Annotated in this window: 1 protein-coding gene; it reads left to right on the top strand. The window is 69.4% G+C overall.

Going from position 1 to position 1,139, the window contains the following annotated elements; genetic code table 11:
- A partial coding sequence (locus ACIGW4_RS38135) for an acyl-CoA dehydrogenase (protein ID WP_398714312.1) occupies positions 1-1,139 on the top strand: 1,139 nt, incomplete at both ends.

The following is a 1,139-nucleotide window of genomic DNA, read 5'->3' on the forward strand; positions in this document are numbered from 1 at the left end:
TTCGACCTGTATCGGCCCTCGGAGGAGCACGACATGCTCCGGGAGTCGGTGCGTGCCCTCGCGGAGGCGAAGATCGCCCCGTTCGCGGCGGCGGTGGACGAGGAGGCCAGGTTCCCGCAGGAGGCCCTGGACGCGCTGGTCGCCAACGACCTGCACGCCGTGCACGTCCCGGAGAGCTACGGCGGCGCCGGCGCGGACGCGCTGGCCACCGTCATCGTCATCGAGGAGGTCGCCCGCGTCTGCGTCTCCTCCTCGCTGATCCCGGCCGTCAACAAGCTGGGCTCCCTCCCGGTCGTCCTGTCCGGCTCGGAGGAGCTGAAGAAGAAGTACCTCGGCCCGCTGGCCAAGGGCGACGCGATGTTCTCCTACTGCCTGTCCGAGCCCGACGCCGGCTCGGACGCGGCCGGGATGAAGACCCGCGCGGTGCGCGACGGCGACTTCTGGGTCCTCAACGGCGTCAAGCGCTGGATCACCAACGCCGGCGTGTCGCAGTACTACACGGTGATGGCCGTCACCGACCCCGACAAGCGCTCCAAGGGCATCTCCGCCTTCGTGGTGGAGAAGGACGACGAGGGCGTGTCCTTCGGCGCCCCGGAGAAGAAGCTCGGCATCAAGGGCTCCCCCACCCGCGAGGTCTACCTCGACAACGTCCGCATCCCCGCCGACCGCATGATCGGCGAAGAGGGCACCGGCTTCGCCACCGCCATGAAGACCCTCGACCACACCCGCATCACCATCGCCGCCCAGGCCCTGGGCGTCGCCCAGGGCGCCCTGGACTACGCCAAGGGCTACGTCAGGGAGCGCAAGCAGTTCGGCAAGCCGATCGCCGACTTCCAGGGCGTGCAGTTCATGCTCGCCGACATGGCCATGAAGCTGGAGGCCGCCCGCCAGCTCACCTACGCCGCCGCGGCCAGGTCCGAGCGCGTCGACGGCGACCTGACCTTCTTCGGCGCCGCCGCCAAGTGCTTCGCCTCCGACGTGGCCATGGAGGTCACCACCGACGCCGTCCAGCTCCTGGGCGGCTACGGCTACACCCGCGACTACCCCGTCGAGCGCATGATGCGCGACGCCAAGATCACCCAGATCTACGAGGGCACCAACCAGGTCCAGCGCATCGTCATGGCCCGCAACCTCCCGTA

The sequence above is a fragment of the Streptomyces sp. NPDC053513 genome, assembly GCF_044544765.1.
GTDB classification, from domain to species: Bacteria; Actinomycetota; Actinomycetes; order Streptomycetales; family Streptomycetaceae; genus Streptomyces; species Streptomyces litmocidini.